General features: G+C 68.1%; 17 protein-coding genes. 12 read left to right on the top strand and 5 right to left on the bottom strand.

Annotated elements, in window-relative coordinates:
* The first annotated feature begins 63 nt into the window (after positions 1-63).
* Both A5622_RS01630 and A5622_RS01635 read left to right on the top strand, forming a co-directional pair.
* Positions 64-411: a hypothetical protein gene (locus A5622_RS01630; protein WP_066869844.1), complete on the top strand. Its 348-nt coding sequence runs from the start codon at positions 64-66 to the stop codon at positions 409-411.
* Entirely contained in the window at positions 404-1,030 is a 627-nt protein-coding gene (locus A5622_RS01635; protein ID WP_066876245.1) for a Dabb family protein, read from the top strand. Before A5622_RS01630 ends, A5622_RS01635 begins: the two co-directional genes overlap by 8 nt.
* Here A5622_RS01635 and A5622_RS01640 read toward each other — a convergent pair.
* Positions 1,027-1,914, bottom strand: a complete 888-nt coding sequence (locus tag A5622_RS01640; RefSeq protein WP_066876247.1) for an SDR family NAD(P)-dependent oxidoreductase — start codon at positions 1,912-1,914, stop codon at positions 1,027-1,029. The genes A5622_RS01635 and A5622_RS01640 overlap by 4 nt on opposite strands.
* Positions 1,911-3,851: an NAD(P)/FAD-dependent oxidoreductase gene (locus A5622_RS01645; RefSeq protein WP_066876249.1), complete on the bottom strand. Its 1,941-nt coding sequence runs from the start codon at positions 3,849-3,851 to the stop codon at positions 1,911-1,913. The genes A5622_RS01640 and A5622_RS01645 overlap by 4 nt, the downstream gene beginning before the upstream one ends.
* A 93-nt stretch (positions 3,852-3,944) precedes the next feature.
* Here A5622_RS01645 and A5622_RS01650 point away from each other — a divergent pair, with 93 nt between their 5' ends.
* The 9 genes from A5622_RS01650 (at position 3,945) to A5622_RS01690 (ending at position 12,532) form a co-directional block, all read left to right on the top strand.
* A complete protein-coding gene (locus A5622_RS01650) occupies positions 3,945-5,543 on the top strand; it encodes an acyl-CoA synthetase (protein ID WP_082994506.1) in 1,599 nt (532 codons plus the stop codon).
* Between the two features lie 34 nt (positions 5,544-5,577).
* Complete coding sequence (locus A5622_RS01655; RefSeq protein WP_066876251.1) at positions 5,578-6,723, top strand: acyl-CoA dehydrogenase family protein; 1,146 nt, start codon at positions 5,578-5,580, stop codon at positions 6,721-6,723.
* Complete coding sequence (locus tag A5622_RS01660; protein ID WP_066876253.1) at positions 6,720-7,745, top strand: acyl-CoA dehydrogenase family protein; 1,026 nt, start codon at positions 6,720-6,722, stop codon at positions 7,743-7,745. The genes A5622_RS01655 and A5622_RS01660 overlap by 4 nt, the downstream gene beginning before the upstream one ends.
* Positions 7,746-7,815: 70 nt before the next feature.
* Positions 7,816-8,295 (top strand): nuclear transport factor 2 family protein, encoded by a 480-nt coding sequence (locus tag A5622_RS01665; RefSeq protein WP_066869866.1) that lies wholly within the window; start codon positions 7,816-7,818, stop codon positions 8,293-8,295.
* Between the two features lie 2 nt (positions 8,296-8,297).
* Entirely contained in the window at positions 8,298-9,170 is an 873-nt protein-coding gene (locus A5622_RS01670) for an SDR family oxidoreductase (protein WP_066876255.1), read from the top strand.
* Between the two features lie 12 nt (positions 9,171-9,182).
* Positions 9,183-10,166, top strand: a complete 984-nt coding sequence (locus A5622_RS01675) for an alpha/beta hydrolase (protein ID WP_066876257.1) — start codon at positions 9,183-9,185, stop codon at positions 10,164-10,166.
* Between the two features lie 44 nt (positions 10,167-10,210).
* A complete protein-coding gene (locus tag A5622_RS01680) occupies positions 10,211-11,287 on the top strand; it encodes a hypothetical protein (protein WP_066869875.1) in 1,077 nt (358 codons plus the stop codon).
* A 17-nt stretch (positions 11,288-11,304) separates the two neighbouring features.
* Positions 11,305-12,087: an SDR family NAD(P)-dependent oxidoreductase gene (locus A5622_RS01685; RefSeq protein ID WP_066876259.1), complete on the top strand. Its 783-nt coding sequence runs from the start codon at positions 11,305-11,307 to the stop codon at positions 12,085-12,087.
* 16 nt (positions 12,088-12,103) lie between these two features.
* A complete protein-coding gene (locus A5622_RS01690; protein ID WP_066876272.1) occupies positions 12,104-12,532 on the top strand; it encodes a nuclear transport factor 2 family protein in 429 nt (142 codons plus the stop codon).
* A gap of 16 nt (positions 12,533-12,548) precedes the next feature.
* Here A5622_RS01690 and A5622_RS01695 read toward each other — a convergent pair whose 3' ends face one another.
* Positions 12,549-12,830: a ferredoxin gene (locus A5622_RS01695; RefSeq protein WP_066876260.1), complete on the bottom strand. Its 282-nt coding sequence runs from the start codon at positions 12,828-12,830 to the stop codon at positions 12,549-12,551.
* Positions 12,830-13,951 carry a Rieske 2Fe-2S domain-containing protein gene (locus A5622_RS01700; RefSeq protein ID WP_066869885.1) on the bottom strand — a complete coding sequence of 374 codons (1,122 nt, stop codon included), beginning with the start codon at positions 13,949-13,951 and terminating at the stop codon, positions 12,830-12,832. Before A5622_RS01700 ends, A5622_RS01695 begins: the two co-directional genes overlap by 1 nt.
* Positions 13,952-14,052: 101 nt before the next feature.
* Between A5622_RS01700 and A5622_RS01705 the strand changes: the two genes are divergently transcribed.
* The gene (locus A5622_RS01705) at positions 14,053-15,771 is read left to right on the top strand and encodes a 3-ketosteroid-delta-1-dehydrogenase (protein ID WP_082994507.1); all 1,719 of its coding nucleotides are present in this window, start codon (positions 14,053-14,055) and stop codon (positions 15,769-15,771) included.
* 18 nt (positions 15,772-15,789) lie between these two features.
* Here A5622_RS01705 and A5622_RS01710 read toward each other — a convergent pair.
* Positions 15,790-16,242: HNH endonuclease signature motif containing protein (locus A5622_RS01710; protein WP_156752799.1), on the bottom strand; the 453-nt coding region annotated here is incomplete at its 5' end.

Genomic DNA, 16,242 nt, shown 5'->3' on the forward strand with positions numbered 1-16,242 from the left:
CGGAGGTTCCCGGTGGTCGGGAGCCGGCCCCGCTGCGTCCCCCGGGTGTCATACGGTCGGCTCATGGCCGACGGCGAAGTCTTCGTGATCGACCGGGTAGTGACCCGGCCCGGATGCGCTCGCCGATTCGTCGACGCCTACCTCGCCGACTACGCCCCCGGCGCGCGGGCACGGGGGATGACGCTGCGCGACATCCTGGTGAGCCCGCCGATCTGGTTCGACGACGACGCCAACGTCATCACGGCGACCTGGACCCTGCCCAGCGCCCGGGCATGGTGGGAGATGACGTGGAAAGGCCGGCCGGATCCAACGCTGGGCGAATGGTGGTCGCGCATCGACGAATTGGTCACCGAGCGGTCCCGGACCTGCGCCGCGAGGGCCGACGACGTCGACGGGCTGTGCGATGTATAACCTCACGCGACTGATCGACGTCGCCGAGGCCGATCGCGACCGGATCCTCGAAGCGCTGCGCACGGCCGCCCGTGCGACGACGCCGCTGCGCTCGGTGGTGCAACCGACACTGCCCGGCTCGCGCAACGGAGGCGACATCCTGGTGCATCTGCGATTCGCGACCGAAGACCAATGTGACTGCGCAACAGAGGCTTTCGCTAACGTGCTGGCCGATCCCGCGGTGGGTCGGGTCAACGGCGTCGACTACGGGGGCACGCCCACCCGCTGCGGCGAGCAGGGTGGCACGGTCTACCGGGCGCTGCTGCTGCGCGTGCAGCCGGACACACCCGATGCCACCCTCGCCCAATTCGAGCGCGAGCTGTCTTCGATGCCGCGCTATCTACCGGTGATCCGTGCCTGGCAGCTGAGCCGGGTATCCGCCTCGCACGGAGCGTCTTGCTGGACACACGTGTTCGAGCAGGAGTTCGCCGACGTCGAGGCGGTGATGGGTCCTTACCTGATGCACCCTGTGCACTGGGCGGTGGTGGACCGCTGGTTCGACCCCGAGACCACCGACGTGATCGTCCGGGACCGGGTTTGTCACAGCTTCTGCCCCATCGCCGACCCGGTGCTGATCTAGACCCCGGCGGGAAGGATGTTCGGATTGGCGGTCGCCGGCGGCTCTAACGGCGGCAACACCTGCGCGCCGTCCAGGCTGTGCACCGGTAGCCGCTGCGACCAGGGATAGTGCAGGCTGAACGCGACCAACCCCGTGCGGGTCGCGGCGGGCAAGTGGCACATCGCCAGCACGGTCTCGGCCAAATACTCGACCGGTTCGGTAGGGAACGAATCCGGGATCAGTTGCGCGGCACCGGGTGTGCGGACCGCCGTCGACGGTCCGACGCAATTCACGGCGATGTTGGCGTCCAGCAGCTCGGCGGCCACCCCCTGGGTGAACCGGTGCAGGGCGGCCTTCATCGAGGCGTAGACGACGTCACCAGACGTCTTGTTGTATTCCCGGTACGGCCGCACCGGGGCCACGCCGGTGACCGACCCGATGTTGACGACCCAGCCCGCCCCAAGCTTACGCATCCGCGGCACAGCCGCTTTCGTCAGCGCGAACGGAATGCGAAGGTAGTGGTCAACGGTGCGATCGAACGTTTCCAAGCTCATCTCCTCGACCAACGCATAGTCGGCGAAACCGGCGTTGTTGACCAGGATGTCGATGCGACCCGTGCGGTCCAGAACCGCATCGACCAAACCGTCACGCTGCCCGGCGTCCTCGAGGTCGGCCGCGACGGCAAACGCCGAGCCGCCGGCGGCCTCGATGGCCGCCACCGTTTCACCGATGGTGCCGGGCAGGGCGGTGGTGGAGGCGGCCCGGGTCGAGGGCGACGGCGAGTGCGATCGTGCGGTCACCGCCACCGTGGCACCCTCGGCAGCGAGGCGCTGTGCGATCGCGCGGCCTATACCGCGGCTACTGCCGGTCACCAAAGCCGTTTTGCCACAGAGTAAACCGCTCATCGCAGCTCGAGATCCGCTTCGATCGGCGCACGGTGGTCGCGCCAGAAGTCGACGAGGCGGTATGGGAAGGCGGTCACGATCCGGCCTCCACCCGAGCGATAGTAGGTGTGCGCCGACGGGGTGTGGCACCACACGGTGCCCGCCATGGCCGCATCGACGCTCGCGACGTAGCTCTCGTAGGCGCGCCGCGTCACCTCCACGGCGGAGGCCTGCCGCAGCGCCATCAACTGCAGGCATTCCATCACGTAATGCACCATCACCTCGACACCGAAGTTGTGGCCGGCGCCGTGTCCCGGGCTGTAGTTAGGGGCAGACGAGATGAACAAATTCGGGAATCCGGGCACCATGCCGCCCCGATAGGCCCGGGGGGCGTTGCCCCACTCGTCGGTCAGCTTTTTGCCCTCGCGGCCCCGGATATCCACGGTGGAAAGGAAATCCAGGTGGTAGCCGGTGGCGTAGACGATGACGTCCAGGTCGAGTTGCCGGCCGTCGGCCGTGACGATTCCGGCCTCGTTGACCCGGGCCGGTTCGCCGGCCTCGACGTCCACGTGCTCGCGGGCCAGCGCCGCGTAGTAGCCGCCGGGATCGCGGATGATCCGTTTGCCGTAGGGGGCGAAGTCGGGCGTGACCTTGCGGGCGAGGTCGCTGCCCGCGCCGAACACGCGATCGATGTAATCCAGACACATCTGCAGCAACACGTCGTTGGCCGGCGAAATCGACAGGTGTTCGGCCGCCCACTGCGGATCATGCAGGATGACCGGATAGTTGTTGTCCGATGTTCCCCAGTAGGACTTGAGCCGAATCCAGTTGGCGTAGTACGGCAGTCGGGTGCACAGCCAGCGCTGGTGGGCGGGGACGTCGTCGGAGGCCCGCCGCCGCGGTGCGACCCAGTGCGGCTGGCGTTGGAACACCGTCAGGTGCGCGACCCGGTCCACGCAGGCATCGACGATCTGGACCGCGGTGCAACCGGCTCCGATGATCGCGACCCGCTTACCCGCGAGATCCAGCTCCGGGTCCCACTGCGCGGAATGGATGGAGACCCCCGAGAACGTCTCGCGCCCAGCCAGATCCGGCCAGCGCGGCCGATTGAGATAGCCGGCGGCCGGAATCACCACGTTCGCATAATCGACGTCGCGTGTTTCGTCCGGGCCGACGGAGTGAATCTGCCATTGCCGGCGTCGCTCCTCCCACCGCAACGCTTCGACCACGGTGCCGAATCGGATGTGCTTGCGCAGGTCGTTCTTGTTCGCCACCGATACCAGGTAGGCCTGATATTCCGCACCCTGCGGGTAATAGCTCGACCAGTCGCCGTTGATGTCGCGCGACAGCGAGTAATACGCCGAGGGCGTATCCACCCCGATTCCGGGATACCTGGTGGTGTACCAGGTGCCGCCCACCTCGTCGTTTCGCTCGATGATCTGGTACTCGATGCCGGCGTCCGCGCAAGCGAGCGCGGCGGTGATGCCGGCGATGCCCGCGCCGATGATGACGACCCGGAAACCCGCCGGAAGTTTCGCGGTGCGCGGAAGTACCGGTTGGGAGGGCTGGAATCCGCTCTGCTCGAGGAGCAGTCCGAGATACTCCGGGCCGACCTCTCCGCCCAGCGCGATGGGCGCCACGCGAGCGAACAGGTCGAGGTCGTCGGCGGGTAGCGCGCCCGCTCGGCGCGGTGCCCCCAGTGCGGTGACGATCTCGTCGATGAGCCGAGCGGCCGTCTCCGGATCGGTGACGCCCGCCTGCTCCGGCGGGTTGGGCACATGGGTGATTTTCGGCCCGAACCGCGCGGCGACGGTCGGGTCCCCGGTCAGCTGCGCCAACACGGCGACGAGCACCCCTGGATCGGCCTCACGCAGGTTGGCCCGCAACTCGCCGACGTCGTGGGGATCGGAGCCCGCCAATCCGGCGTTCTCGGTCGTGACGGGGACACCAGTGCTCATGCCAGCGAGTATCGGTGCGGTCCAGCCCGCTTGGGAGGCCCCTGCCTACTCAGCGGGACGTGGACGACCCGGTTGCGGGCGTTGACGCTTACCGTGACCGGCATGCAGTCCGATGACCTCGACGTCATGATCGAACGGGCACGTAGCCACGGGCTCGGCGATATTCCCCGGCGATCGGCCCGCCGGCACCCGCACAAGATCGCGATCATCGACGACGACGTCGTGCTGACCTTCGCCGAATTCGACGGCCTGGTGGACCGGACCGCGGCGGCGTTGCACGACAGCGGTTTTGGGCCCGGGAGCCGATTAGGCCTCTTGTCCCGCAACTGCTGGCAGTACGCCGTGCTGGCGTTCGCGACGGCGCGCGCGGGAGTGGTCTTGGTCCCGATCAACTTCATGCTGACCGCCGAGGAGATCGCCTACATCCTCGAGCACAGTCGGGTCGGCGGCCTAGTCGTCGCGGCGGACCTGACGCCGACCGCCGACGAGGCGATTCGGCGAGGCGGCGTGGTCAGAAGCAAAGTCGCCCTGGTGCCGAGGGGACACCGGGGCGTGCCCGGGTGGGCGGACTTCGCCCAGTGGCTGACGACCGACGCATCGGTCCCGAACCCGCACATCGACGACGACCAGCCAGTGCGGCTGATGTACACCAGCGGCACCGAATCGCGCCCCAAGGCCGCCATCCACACCAGCCGCAGCCTGATGTGGCAGTACGTCAGCACGATCGTCGCCGGCGAAATGTCGCACGACGACGTCGAAATCCATTCGCTGCCGCTGTATCACTGTGCTCAGCTGGACAACTTCCTGGCCACGGATGTCTACCTCGGCGCGACCAGCATCATCCTGCCGCGCCCCGATCCCGAAGCGGTGCTGCGCACGATCGAGCGCTACCGCGTCACCAACTATTTCGCTCCCCCGACCGTGTGGATCTCGCTGCTGCGCTCACCGGTGTTCGACCGGGTGGACCTGTCCAGCCTGCGCAAGGGCTACTACGGCGCCTCGGCGATGCCCGCGGAAATCCTGCGCGAGATCCGCGAGCGGCTGCCCAACCTGCGGCTGTGGAACTTCTACGGCCAGACCGAGATGGCCCCGCTGGCCTGCGCTTTGGGTCCCGACGAGCAGGATGCCCACGGCGGTTCGGCCGGTCGGCCGGTGCTCAACGTGGAAACGGTGATCCTCGACGACGACGACAACCCCCTCCCCGCCGGGGTGGTCGGCGAGATCGCCCACCGCAGCCCGCATTTGACGTCGGGCTACCTCAACGACCCGGAACGCACCGCGGCGGCGTTCAAGGGCGGCTGGTTCCACTCCGGTGACCTCGGCTACTACGACGAACACGGACTGCTGCACGTCGTCGACCGCAAGAAGGACATGATCAAGACCGGTGGCGAGAACGTGGCCAGCCGCGAGGTCGAGGAAGTTTTGTACCGCCACAACGGAGTCCACGAGGCCGCCGTGTTCGGCCTGCCCCACCCGGTGTGGGTGGAGGCGGTGGCGGCCGCCGTCGTCCCGCGCGACGGCACCACCCTCACCGAGGACGAACTGTTGTCTCACTGCCGCGCGCACCTGGCCGGATTCAAGGCACCCAAACGTGTCTTCTTGGTGGATGCGCTGCCCAAGAACCCCAGCGGAAAACTGCTCAAACGGCTGCTGCGGGAGCGCTTCGGTGTCGAGCAGCACGCGTTCAGTTGATCTCGAAGCAGCGCTGCTCACTACAGTTGCCCACATGAGCTCACCTCTGCCGCGTCTGGTGCCACCCGCCAGCACCGACGCCGCTACGACCGAAGAGTTGCGCAACGAGGTGCGCGACTTCCTCGCCGATCAACTGGCGGCGGGCGCGTTCACCCCGTCGGTCGATGCCTGGCTGACGGGGTGGGACGAGACCTTCACCGCCGCGCTCGCCGGGCGTGGCTGGCTGGGCATGACGGTGCCGCCCGAATACGGGGGCCACGGGCGCTCTTTCATCGAGCGATTCGTCGTCACCGGGGAACTGCTCGCGGCGGGCGCGCCGGTGGCCGCGCACTGGATCGCCGACCGCCAGATCGTGCCCTCGCTGCTCAAATACGGCACCGAAGAACAGAAGCGAAAGTTCCTGCCCCGCATCGTGCGCGGCGAGTGCTACTTCGCCATCGGGATGAGTGAGCCGGACTCGGGCTCCGATCTGGCCAGCGTGCGCACCCGCGCGACCCGCGTCGACGGCGGCTGGTCACTGACCGGCACGAAGGTCTGGACTTCGGGCGCCCACCTCGCGCACGCGTTCATCGTGCTGGCACGCACCGCGCCGGTGGACCCGGCGCATCGGCACGCCGGACTGAGCCAGTTCATCGTCGACCTGCGCGAGCCCGGCATCGAGATCCGGCCGATCGTATCGATGAACGGCGCCCACCACTTCAACGAAGTCGTCCTGGATTCGGCGTTCGTCCCCGACGCCATGGTGTTCGGTGAGATCGGCAACGGCTGGCAGCAGGTGACCTCCGAGCTCGCCTTCGAACGCAGCGGACCCGAGCGGTTCCTTTCCACGTTTGTCCTGCTGGCGGCCTGCGCGGATCGCATGGCGGCCAACACCATTCCCCGCGATCCGGACCTGGGGCGACTGGTGGCGCGCGTTGCCGGCCTGCATCAGATGTCCACCGCGGTGGCCGGTGCGCTGGAACGACACGAGCCCGCGGACCTACCCGCCGCCGTGGTCAAGGTGCTGGGCACCGTCACCGAAGGCGACATCGCGGAATTCGCGGATTCGCTGGACTCCCCCGATCCGCTGTTCGCCCACCTGGCCCGCCAGTCCGTGGATCAGCGGCCCGGCTTCACGCTGCGCGGCGGCACCAACGAGATCCTGCGCGGCGTCATCGCGCGCGGATTGGGCATGCGATGAGCGCCGGGCCGCCGGTCGACGGGGCACTCGTCAACATGATGGGCGCGGTCTTCGCCGGTCATCGTGACAAGCATCCGCCCACCACACCGATCCGGCGGGATCCGGACCTGTGGCGGCACCTCGACGAGCTCGGCCTGGTGCGCCTGACCGGTCCTGAGCAGCGCGGCGGCAGCGGGGCCGGCTGGTATGAAGCGGCCGAACTCCTGGCCGCGGCGGTTGAGCACGGTGTCCGAATCCCGTTGGCAGAACACGATTTATTGGCATGCTGGCTGCTGGAAACCAGCGGAATACCCACCGACGGCGCGGTTCGGACCGTGTGTGTGCTCGACAACCAGGGCGGCGCGACCGAGGTGCCGTGGGCCGCCTCGGCCGACCGGATCGTGGTCGTCTGGCGAGCCGAGGGTGGACGCCACGTCGCCGACGTCGCCGCCGGCCGACTCACGATCACCCCGGGCACCAACCTGATCGGCGAGCCTCGCGACACGGTGGTCGCCGACCCGGCGAGCCTGCGAGGCGTCCCCGTCACCGCGGCCGCGCTCACCCAGCTGCGGCAGAAAGGCGCCCTGGTGCGGTCCATCCAAGTCAGTGCCGCCTTGGACCGGATCCTGCAGATGTGCGTCGAGCACGTGAGGGCACGGGTCCAGTTCGGCCGCCCCCTGTCCAAATTCCAGGCCGTGCAGAACCTCATCGCCGATATCGCCGCGGAGGCCGCGCTCGCCCGAGCGGCGACCGAGGCCGCGCTGCACGCCGCGGTCGTCGGTGCATGGTCGACACCCGACCTGAATTTCCTTGTCGCCGCAGCGCGGTCGTGCGCCGGCCACGCGACGTCGGTGGTGGTGCGCAACGCCCACCAGGTACACGGCGCGATCGGCACCACCCGTGAGCACCGCCTGCACGAATTCACCCGGGCGGCGCTGGCCTGGCGTTCGGAGTTCGGCTCGCTGCGGTATTGGGACGAACAGGTCACCGACGCCGCGCTCTACGCGAGCGCCGGTGACCTGTGGGGCCTCATCACCGGCTGAACCCCACACCGTGTTCCACTGACCGGGCATCCGCGGTGTCGGCGAGGGCATCCCGGAGTTGACTGACGCCATGAGCAACGACATCACGCTGCCGGAATTGCAGGAGTTCATCGCGTCCTTCTGGTACCACTACGACGAGGCCGACTACGACGCGCTGGCGGCGAGCTACGCCGAGGACGTGCGCTACCTGACCCGAAGCGATTCCGGCGCAAGCCCTTTCGAAGAACTGATGTCACCGGAGCTCACCGGTCGCGACGCGGTGCTGGAATGGCTGTCGGAGCACCGCAAGCAGAGCCCGTACCCGTTGCGCCACCACGCCACCAACCTGCACCGCACCGGCTCTGACGGGGATGTCACCCGCGCCCGGTTCTACATCTTCGTCAACCAGATCGCCGACTTCGTGCCGTTCGCGGTGTCCAGCGGGGTGGTCAACGTCGGCGTCCGGCGCGGCGCCGACGGGCTTCAGTTCAGCGAGATGGACGTGATTCTGGACGCCACCAACTCGGTGCTCCTCGCGGAACTGCACGCCGAAAGCCGCACCGGCTCATAGCAATGAACGCACAGCAGGCCTTCGGGGGCGGAATCGCGGTGATCACCGGCGCCGGATCCGGTATCGGCGCCGGCCTGGCCCGGTACGCCCGCCGGCTGGGCATGACGGTGGTGCTGGCCGACATCGACGGGAACGCCGTCGCCGCGCTGCGCGACGAACTGTCCGCGGGAGGCGGCGCGGCCCACGACGTCATCTGTGATGTGCGCGATCCCGGCGCCGTGCAGGACCTCGCCGACCGCACCTATCACGACGTCGGTCCGGTGCGCCTGCTGGTGAACAACGCGGGCATCGAACAGTTCGGCTACCTGTGGGACACCCCGCTGACCAACTGGCAGCGCGTGATGGACGTCAACGTCAGCGGTGTCTTCTACGGCGTGCGCGCGTTTCTGCCCAAGATGATGGCCGCCGACGAACAGGCCTGGGTGTGGAACATCGCATCGGTGGGCGCGGTGGTGGTGATGCCGCTGCAGACGCCCTACATCGTGAGCAAGCACGCGGTGCTGTCCTTGACCGAGTGCCTGCATCTCGAGGTGCAGGCCACCGGACACGACCATCACATTCAGGTCCAGGCCGTGCTGCCCGGGCCGGTGCGCTCCAACATCTTCGAGTCCGCCGGCGGCGTCGATCCGGGGGCGGCCAGTGACGCGGCCGCCGCCGAAACCCACCGGTCGAGCATGCTCGGCATCAAGGCCGCGTCCATGGATCCGCTGGAGGCCGCCGAGGCGATCTTTCGGCAATCCGCGCAGGGCCGGTTCTACCTGCACACCCATCCGGACAGCGTCGGTGCGGCGATGGCCGAGCGGGCCAACGTACTTGCCGCGCAACGGCCCCCACGACTGCGAACCGAGACGCGGTTCAGCACCGAGGCGCCCTGACGTGACGACGACATGACCTGCTACGCACTGGATCCCGACGCGGCCGCCCGGGTCGCCTCGTTCGGCGAGATCGCTTCGATGCGGCAACGGAGTCTGGCGGCGCTGCGTGCCGGGCTGGAGTCCGCGCCGCTGCCCGAGACGATGCCCGAGATGGCCGGCGTCACCGAGACGCTCGCGCCGGGCGCCGCCGGTGGCATCCCCGTCCGGATCTACCGTCCCACAACGGTTTCCGACGCGCCGGTCTTGGTGTATCTGCACGGGGGCGGACTGGTGATGGGATCCAACCACTCGTTCGAGCCGCTGGCGCGTGAGCTCGCCGCGGCGTCAGCGGCCACCGTCGTGGCCGTGGACTACCGGCTGGCCCCGGAGGCAGCGCCGCCCGCGCAGTTCGACGACGCCTACGCCGCCACCGAGTGGGTGTCGCGCAACGCCGGCGAATTGCGCGTCGACGCCGACCGGCTCGCGGTGATCGGCGACAGTGCCGGTGGCTCGCTCGCGGCGGCGGTTGCCTTGGCCGCGCGCGATCGCCACGGACCGCCCATCTGCGCGCAGGCGCTGCTGTATCCCGGCTTGGACCGCGACATGACCGTTGCCTCAGTCACTTCGATGCCCGACGCGCCGCTGCTCACCCGCGACGACATCGACTACATGCACGAGCTGGTCGACGCCGGTGCCGGGCCGCCCACCGACCCGTATCTGGTCCCGGCGTATGCGGCCGACCTCTCGGGCCTACCGCCGGCGATCGTGGTCACCGGAGGCTGCGACCCCATCCGGGACTGGGGTGAGCGCTACGCGGACCGGCTCCGCGACGCCGGCGTGCAGACCACCGTCACTCGTTATCCCGGCATGTACCACGGCTTTCTGATGCGCTCGGACGCGACCGCGCGGGGCCGGCTGGCCGTCGCGGAGATCGGAGCGCTGCTGCGGGCCAAGTTCGCGAATCCGCTTCGGTTTGACGTCCCGATCACCGGACAGCGGTCCGCCGCATCGCGATAGCGCTGCGCACAATCAACCGACCCTGACCGTAAAGGAGACAGCTGATGCTCACCGACGAGCGCCGGATGGAGCTTTCCGACGTGTTGCGGCCGGCGGCGCCGCCCCGCGAGATCGACAACGTGTACACCGACGACCAGCGTGAGCGCCTACTCGACGTGGTGCGCACCGAAGGCCCCTGGCGACTGATCATCGCCCAGCACTTCGCGTCGGCCGACGAGTTGATGGCGACGATGAGCGGCATGTTTCCCGAAGGGTTCACCCCCTCGCTCGATTTGTTCCTGACGCCGACGTTCCGCGGTTACCTCGCCAACTACGGCGCGGTGCTCTACCCGCAACTGCACGACTGCTTCTACAACGAGCGGTTCCTGGAGATGGCCAAGAGCTACTGGAACGCCGAATACGCCAAGCCACAGTTGATGCTGTTCAACATCAATGGCCCGTGCGCCAACCGCGATCCCGGCCACCTGGATTCGCCGAGCTTCCGCGGCGTGCGCCACGAAAACGCCCCGACATGGCTGACCAGCGTCATGGGTAAGTCGGGTCTGTTCGGCGACTACCTGATCAAGATGGCACAGGTCATCACCTGGTTCTCCCTCGACGCCGGCAGCGGCTTCACGTACTGGCCGCACGGACCGCTCAAAGCGCCGCAACGCATCCTGCCCCCGATCAACAACCGCGGCGTGGTGGTGCAAAACGAGATGATGGTGCACCGTGGTGAGGCGAATGGCCCTCTGGATCAACAGGTTCCGGCAGGCCTGGGCTTCGACACCGTGTTCGCCGGGGACCCCGCCAGCCGCGAGCATTGGTTGCTGAAGAACGGCGCGGACGTGATCGCCCGGCATCACACCGACGAACTCCGGTTCCTGGTGCACTGGTCGGCCGAAGTGTTCGCCGACTACGACGAGCTGAAAAAGAACATGGACGGTTCGGATGACCTGACCGTCGCGAAGGCCATCGACATCATGGTCGACGACCTCAAGACCAAGGGCGTCACGCTCGACATCCCCAGCGAACCGCTGCACGATCCGGCGTTCATCAGCGCGCTCAACGCCGCCTACGACCTGGGCGGCCCTGCCGTGTACCCGGAGGACGCCCCGGTCAGCGCCTTCCAGCCGGCATGACGAAAAGGGCCGCACTGATGGATCGTTTCGCCGATCGGCGGGTCATCGTCACGGGCGCCGGCTCCGGCATCGGGCAGGCCACGGTGGCGCGCCTGCTCGACGAGGGGGCCACCGTCGTGGCCTACGACATCGCCGCGGACGGGTTGACCCGCACGGCGGCCGCCGCCGACGACGCGGGCAGCGGCAATCGCCTCACCACCGCCGTTCTGGACATCTCGGTCGAGGAGGACGTCATCGCCGCCGTCGATACCGCGGTAGCCGACTTGGGCGGCCTCGAGGTACTGGTGAATGTCGCTGCCGTGCAGACCTGTTCGCACACTCATGAGACCACCCTGGCCGATTGGAACCGGACGCTGGCGGTCAATCTGACCGGCACGTTCCTGATGACGCGGCAGGCGCTACCGGCGCTGCTTGAATCCGGGCGCGGCGTGGTGGTGAACTTCACCTCCACCGCGGCATCGTTCGCCCATCCCTACATGGCCGCCTACGCCGCCAGCAAGGGCGGCATCCTGAGTTTCACGCACTCGCTGGCGCTGGATTACTCCAAGCGGGGGCTGCGCGCGGTCAACATCCAACCGGGCGGCGTCTCGACGGCACTGGCCAACAGCACGCTGGACAAGATGCCCCAGGGGTATGACCTCGGCCTGTGGGCCAAGCAAACTCCGCTGCTACACGGCAAAGACAGCGAAATACTCGGCGACGCAAGCGCGGTGGCGTCGGTGATCGCGATGGTGGCCTCCGACGACGGTGCGTTCATCACCGGCACGGAGATTCGCGTCGACGGCGGCGCGCACGCCTGACATGGTTGCTGATCGATTGCAGGACCTATGCGACGAGCGCGACGTGCAACGCGCGCTGATCCGGTTCGCCCGGGCCATGGACGACCGCGACTGGGCGGTCATGGCCGAAATCCTCGCCGAGGATGCGCAAGGGGATCTCGGGACGGGACGGCTACGAGGACGCGCGGCGATCATCGGATTGATTCGCGAGTTCCTCGACAAGTGCGGCCCCACCCAACATTTCTTGGGCAACGTCATCGTCGACGTCACAGGAGACACCGCGGCCAGTCGCGCCTATGTCCGCGATGTGCACCTGGACGCGACGGCTGATTCGACGACGCGGTTCTACACCATCGGCGACTACCACGACACGTGGCGGCGCCGCCCGGACGGATCGTGGTGTTTGACGAAACGGATCAAGGCCAACCGCGCTTACGTCGGAACACTCGACGTGTTCGGTGCGTGACGGCCGCCGCCGACACTCAGGCGTCGACGATCGCCAATTCTCCCGTAGCCACCGCGAACTGGATCGACTCCCGCAGCGCGTCACAGGCCAGGAACGGCCCGCGGTGATGGCCGGCCAGGCGGTCGGCGTCGCGGCGCTCGATGCAGCGCGCCGAAGCACCTGCGTCCCACTGCACGCTGGTCTGGTTCCAGCTGCTCTTGCGGGCCAGCACCCGCGCACCGCAGTTGCGGCACGTCACCGGCGCCATCGGCATCTGGTCGAGTCGATTGTCCTCGCGCAGAAACGGTTCCGCAGACATCAGGCCTGGGCCGCCATGTTGGCCTCGACCTCTTTCATCCACGCCTCGTAGGGGCGGGTGGTGTCGAGCTCGAACTCGAAGCGGTCCACCATGTCTGGCTGCACGTCGGCGGCGTCGACGTAGAACTGCTGATACCAACGGCGCAGCTGATAGACCGGACCGTCCTCTTCGACCAGCAGCGGGTTGTCGATGCGGGCCTTGTGCCGCCAGATCTCGACGTCCTGCTCGAAGCCGAGCTTGACGTAGTCGCCAAGGGTGATCGCGGTCTGCATGGCCTGATCGTCGGGCAGCGTGTCCGACTTCTTGACGATGATGCCGTATTGCAGCACAAAGGAATTCGAGTCAATCGGATAGTGGCAATTGATCAGGATGGTCTTGGCGTCGCCATGCTCGTAGTGATAGGTCAGGTCGTCGATCATGAACGAGGGGCCATAGTAGGACGCCACGGACGTCGTGCCCAGCATCTGCGATCCGGTGCCACCCATGTCGGGCCGGCTTCCGCCGTTCATGTACTGCGTGGCCACATGGCCCTCGAAGATGTTCTTGAAGTACGTCGGCAACGAGCCGTGAATGTAGAAGAAATGCGCCATATCGACGACGTTGTCGATGATCTCGCGGCAATTGCTCCCCACCACCGTGGTGTACCAGTGCCAGTCGGTCCACTGGTCGCTGGTGGCGCCCTCGATGCGCGGGATCGTCACCTCCGGCGGCGGCGGTTTGCGCTCCGGGTCGTTCCAGACGAACAACATGCCGTCCTGCTCCAGCGTGGTCCAGGCTTGCGTGCGGGCCAGTTTCGGGGTGCGCCGGCTGTAGGGCACCTGCTTGCAGCGCCCGTCGCCGCCCCACCGCCAGTCGTGGAACGGGCAGGCGATCTCGTCGCCCTTGACCTCGCCCTGGGACAGGTCGCCGCCCATGTGCCGGCAGTAGCTGTCGAGCACGTTGATGGCGCCGTCTGCGCTGCGGAAGACGACGAGTTTCTGCCCGAAGGCGTTGATCGCGTGCGGCTTGCCGTCCCCGAAATCCCTCAGCAGGCCCAGGCAGTGCCAGCCGCGGGCGAACCGCGTCGGGGCGGCCTGCGCTTCGATCAGGCGGACTTCGTCGGCCTCGGTTTGCGACGTCATAGGGCTGATTAAACTCGCCGCGGCCCGCCCGCGGGACCCCTTGTTCCACTGATCAGGATGGCTCGTCCCGCCGGGCGAGGTTGCGACCTACCGTTGCGGGCGTGAGGACGCACAGCGCGACGATTCCCGCCGGGCTTCCCGTGGCCGACACCTGCGTCGACCTGCTCGTCGTCGGGTCCGGCACGGGCATGGCCGCGGCGCTGGCCGCCCACGAGTTGGGGCTGTCGGTGCTGATCGTGGAGAAATCCTCGTACGTGGGCGGCTCGACCGCCCGTTCGGGTGGTGCGCTGTGGCTGCCGGCCAGCCCGGTGCTGACGCAGGCGAACGCCGGTGACACCGCCGAGCGCGCCGGCGCCTACCTGGACGCGGTGGTCGCGGGGTCCGCGCCCCCGCAGCGGTCCGCCGCGTTCGTCGCGCACGTGGCGGCGACCGTGGACATGCTGCGCCGCACCACTCCGCTGCGGCTGTTCTGGGCCCGCGACTATTCCGACTACCACCCCGAGGAACCGGGCGGCAGCGCCGCCGGCCGCACGTGCGAATGCCGCCCCTTCGACACCTCGCAGCTCGGCGACTACCGCACCCGGCTGGAGCCCGGCCTGATGGAGGTCACCGTCCCGATGCCGACGACGGGCGCCGACTACCGCTGGATGAACCTGGTGGCCCGCATGCCGCGCAAGGGAATTCCCACCTACGGCAAGCGACTGGCGCAGGGCGTGGGCGGCCGCCTGCTGGGCCGGCGCTACGCCGCGGGCGGCCAGGGCCTGATGGCCGGGTTGTTCACCGGGGTGCTGCGCGCCGGCATCCCGGTGTGGACCGGCACCGCGCTGGCGCGCCTCGCCCGCGAGGGCGACCGCGTGACCGGCGCCGTCGTCGAGCACGACGGGCGCGAGGTGACGATCACCGCGCGGCGCGGCGTGGTGCTGGCGACCGGCGGTTTCGACCACAGCATGGACATGCGCTGGAAATTCCAATCGGAATCGTTGGGCGCCAACCTCAGCCTCGGCGCCGCCGCCAACACCGGCGACGGGATCCGCGCGGGACAGGAAATCGGCGCCGGCATCGACCTGATGGACCAGGCGTGGTGGTTCCCCGCGGTCGCGCCGCTGCCCGGCAAGGCGCCGGCGGTGATGCTGGCCGAGCGATCGCTGCCGGGCTGCCTGATCGTGGATCAGCATGGGCGCCGGTTCGCCAACGAGGCGACGGACTACATGTCGTTCGGGCAGCGATTGCTGCAGCTGGAGCGCTCGGGCAGCCCGGTGGAGGCGATGTGGATCGTCTTCGACCAGCAATACCGCAACAGTTACGTCTTTGCCGCCGAACTCTTTCCGCGGATGCGCATCCCGCAGACGTGGTATGACGCCGGCATCGCGGTGCGCGCGGACAACCTCACCGACCTGGGCGCCCGGATGGGTATTGAGGTGTCGGAGTTCTTTGCGACCATGACCCGCTTCAACCAAAACGCTGCTGCCGGTGCGGATCCCGACTTCGGCCGCGGTCGCAGCGCCTACGACCGCTACTACGGCGACCCGACCGTGAAGCCGAACCCGAACCTGCGGCCGTTGGTCAACGGCCCGTTCTACGCGGTGAAGATGGTGCTGTCCGATCTGGGCACCTGCGGTGGACTGAAGACCGATGAGCGGGCGCGGGTACTGCGCGAGGACGGCGCGGCGATCGCCGGGTTGTATGCCATCGGCAATACCGCCGCCAACGCGTTCGGCACGACGTACCCGGGCGCCGGCGCGACGATCGCGCAGGGGCTGGTGTATGGCTACATCGCAGCCAGGGAGGCGGCCAGGGCGGCAGGTGGCCACCAGGTCTAGTCGCATCGTGTGCGGCGGTCATTCCGACCCCGGGCTGGCGTCCTCGTCGTCGTCTCCGTCGCGCAGCAGTTTTTCGGGGTGGTGGAAGGTGTTGGTGCGGGGTTGGCCGGTGTCGAGGTGTGGGGGTGGTTTCCATTGGGTGTCGCCGTGGGTGTTTTTGCGGGTGGTCCAGCCGCCGGGGCGTAGTAGGCGGTGGTGGGGGCCGCAGGCGAAGGTGAGGTTGTTGACGTCGGTGGTGTGGCACTTGCTGTAGTCGGTGACGTGGTGGACTTCGCAGTAGTAGCCGCCCACGGTGCAGCCGGGGCTGCTGCAGCCGCGGTCCTTGGCGTACAAGACGATTCGTTGGCCGGGTGAGGCGAGGCGTTTGGTGTGATAGAGCGCCAGGGCCTTGCCGTTGTCGAAGATGGCGAGATAGTGGTGGGCGTGGCGGGCCAGGCGGATGACATCGCTCATCGGCAGCAGGGTGCCGCC

Source organism: Mycobacterium sp. 1245801.1 (genome assembly GCF_001673055.1).
GTDB classification, from domain to species: domain Bacteria; phylum Actinomycetota; class Actinomycetes; order Mycobacteriales; family Mycobacteriaceae; genus Mycobacterium; species Mycobacterium europaeum_A.